This window comes from Ornithinibacter sp., assembly GCF_035443565.1.
GTDB lineage: Bacteria > Actinomycetota > Actinomycetes > Actinomycetales > Dermatophilaceae > Fodinibacter.
Genome location: NZ_DAORSO010000227.1, coordinates 1 through 2,665, shown reverse-complemented (window position 1 = coordinate 2,665; position 2,665 = coordinate 1). Strand labels below are relative to the sequence as shown.

Sequence of the window (2,665 nt, the reverse complement as noted above, 5' to 3'; positions counted from 1 at the left end):
GCCACTGATGAGTTCCGCAGACGACGCCCAAGATAAGCCCCCGAGGCATGTATGGCGATAGGTGCACGGCTAGGCCCAGCCCACGCAGGGCCAAGAGACAACCGCCCGGATCTGCCGCAGATGGCGCTACCCGTAGTGGTAGCGGCAGGCGGCAATACGAACTTCTTGGCCGACGATTTTGTATACCAGGCGGTGCTCGTCGGTGATGCGTCTGGACCAGTAGCCGGCGAAGTCGTGCTTGAGCGCCTCCGGCTTGCCGATGCCCTCGTTGCCGTTTCGCTCGATGTCTGCCAAGAGTGTGTTGATCCGCTTCAGGACCCTGCGGTCCTGGGCCTGCCACCAGAGGTAGTCCTGCCAGGCGTTCTCGTCCCAGACGAGGAGCACCTCAGTCGGCGTCGATCATGTCGTGCGGCTTGCCGCGGCCCGTCTCGAGACGCTCCATGGCATCCAATAGGCGACGAGCATTGGCCGGTGAGCGCATCAGGTACGCCGTCTCGCGCAGAGACTCGTAGTCCTCGAGGGAGACGATGACCACGGGGTCGTGCCCGGCCCGGGTGATGATGACTTCCTCCCGGTCGTTGGCAACGCCGTCGAGCACCTCGGCGTAGCGAGCACGGGACTCGGTGTAGCTCATCGTCTTCATGGTGACCTCCTGTACGGAAAACTGTACGTCAGTTCGGCGAGTGGCGCTACCCCGTCCCGACGTCGTTTCACGCTCATCAGCGTGAGGTGTTTAGCGTCAAGGGGTGGGCGGGTGCCCGTGTCTCGTCGGTCCCTGCATAGCGGTAATCGAGGTGTGCTCGGCAGCGTGTGATCGGGTTGTGTCGACGACGGGACGGGGCGGCCTGTGATGAGCGACGAGATACCGGTGGGGTTCTCAATGCCGCGGAAGGCTCGCCCCGCCCCAGCCCTGGGGACGCCTCAGCCTGATGCCGATGCGTGGATCGGGTTACGCCGCAGTCACCTCCACAGTTCGGATGCCGTGGGCGGCGATGCCGGGATCCCACGCCTCGCGGTGGGTGATCACGAAGTGCAGCTGGCGCAGGATCGCCGCGGCGACAGCGGTCTGTGCCTGGGTGGGCTTGAGCTTGTTGGTGTCCCGGGTGGTCAGGTGCCGGTAGCGGGCGGCGTACACCCGGTTGGTCTGCAGGCACCCCCACACGGCCCGCCACGCGGCGGCTCGCAGCAACGGCCGTCCGGCACCGGTGACGCGGGCGCGGCCGGTGAAGGTGCCCGACTTCCGCTCGCGCGGGGCGAGGCCGGCGTGTTTGACCACGGCCCGGGCAGAGGTGAACCTGTTCAGGTCGCCGGTCTCGGCCAGGATCGCGGCAGCCCCGACCGGGGGCAGCCCCTTGATGGACGTGGCCAGCTCGGTCAGGCCCAGCTCGTCCAGCACGGCCACCATGCGCGCCTCGGTGTCGACCAAGCCGCTCTTGGCGTGGTCCCAGTCATCAATGACCCAGGTGATCCGCTCGAACGCGGCCGGCCGGTGCGCCAGCACCCCGGCGGGCTCGGACAGGGCGGCGAAGAGACGGCGCGCGATCCGCAGGCACGGCCGTTGCCCGCCGCGGCGGGTGACCTCCTTGCGCACCGCGCGTTCGAACCGGGCCGCCCCCAAGCGGCGGGTGCGCTACAGGTCCCCGCCATCACGGTTCACGACCACCGCCAGGGCGGCGACCCAAGTGGCGGAGCGGAACGGCCAGTTCGCTGCCTCCTGCGCGGCGGGCCACACGCACTCGAGCAGGTCGCGGATCTGCTGCACGCACGCCACGTGCTCACCCAGGAGCTGTTCACGCCGGTTCCCCAGGTGCCGCAGCCGTCCCCACGTCTCATCCACCGGTTCGGGCAGGTAGCAGCGCAGCTGCCCGACCAGGCGGGCGATCAGGACCGCGTCCTTGTCGCTGGTCAGGTCCTCGGTCTTGCGCACCCACGCCGAGATCGCCGGCTGCACACACACGAACGGCATGCCGCGCGCTTCGGCGAGCTGGCCCAGGACCCGCCACCGGTGCCCGGTCGGCTCGCACGCGACCGTGACCCCGGCGAACCCGGCCGCGGTGGCGCGCTCGGCGGCCCAGTCCAACGCGGCGCCAAGGTCCCAGGCCTTGACCCGGAACGTGCGCCGCGCCAGGACCTTGGAGTCGTGGTCGGTGACCACCACCATCTGCTTGCGATCGGCCAGGTCGATCCCGACGATCGCGTTCCTGACCGGGACCGCGCCCCGCAGCAGGGACAGGCGTGCGTTGCGGTTCCGATCCCCACGAGAGACACCACTACCGTTGTTCATGAACGTCGGGACTGCTGCACGGATAGGTGACAGGTTGGTCACGCGGCCTGTGTGGCCGGTGTGGTCATGATGGTCTCGTACTCGATGGGGGTCAACTTGCCGAGGCGGGCTTGGCGTCGTCGGCGGTGGTAGGTCCGTTCGGTCCAGGTGACGATCGCGATGCGGAGCTGGTCGCGGGTGTGCCAGGTTCGGCGGTCCAGGACGTTCTTCTGCAGCAGCGCGAACCAGCTCTCCATGGCGGCGTTGTCCGCGCTCGAGCCGACCTGGCCCATGGATCCGAGCAGGTTGTGCCGGGACAGCGCGCGCAGGTACTTCCTCGATCGGAATTGGGACCCTCTGTCGCTGTGGACGATGCACCCGGCCACGTCGACGCCTTGACGG

The 2,665-nt window shown here is 68.6% G+C and carries 4 protein-coding genes and 1 pseudogene; all 5 read right to left on the bottom strand.

Annotated elements, in window-relative coordinates; translation table 11 throughout:
* Positions 1-126: 126 nt before the first annotated feature.
* Positions 127-384: a Txe/YoeB family addiction module toxin gene (locus tag PLL68_RS13735; RefSeq protein ID WP_324535014.1), complete on the bottom strand. Its 258-nt coding sequence runs from the start codon at positions 382-384 to the stop codon at positions 127-129.
* Between the two features lies 1 nt (position 385).
* The gene (locus PLL68_RS13730) at positions 386-643 is read right to left on the bottom strand and encodes a type II toxin-antitoxin system Phd/YefM family antitoxin (protein WP_324535012.1); all 258 of its coding nucleotides are present in this window, start codon (positions 641-643) and stop codon (positions 386-388) included.
* Between the two features lie 306 nt (positions 644-949).
* Positions 950-1,591 (bottom strand): transposase, encoded by a 642-nt coding sequence (locus tag PLL68_RS13725; RefSeq protein ID WP_324535010.1) that lies wholly within the window; start codon positions 1,589-1,591, stop codon positions 950-952.
* A gap of 39 nt (positions 1,592-1,630) precedes the next feature.
* Complete coding sequence (locus tag PLL68_RS13720; protein ID WP_324535008.1) at positions 1,631-2,284, bottom strand: IS110 family transposase; 654 nt, start codon at positions 2,282-2,284, stop codon at positions 1,631-1,633.
* Between the two features lie 38 nt (positions 2,285-2,322).
* Positions 2,323-2,665: pseudogene (locus tag PLL68_RS13715) on the bottom strand (IS3 family transposase); the annotation flags it as partial.

What these genes read in the sequence shown, in the direction of transcription:
- PLL68_RS13730 (WP_324535012.1), bottom strand. Translation starts at nt 643, where the DNA reads ATGAAGACGATGAGCTACACCGAGTCCCGTGCTCGCTACGCCGAGGTG.
- PLL68_RS13720 (WP_324535008.1), bottom strand. Translation starts at nt 2,284, where the DNA reads ATGAACAACGGTAGTGGTGTCTCTCGTGGGGATCGGAACCGCAACGCA.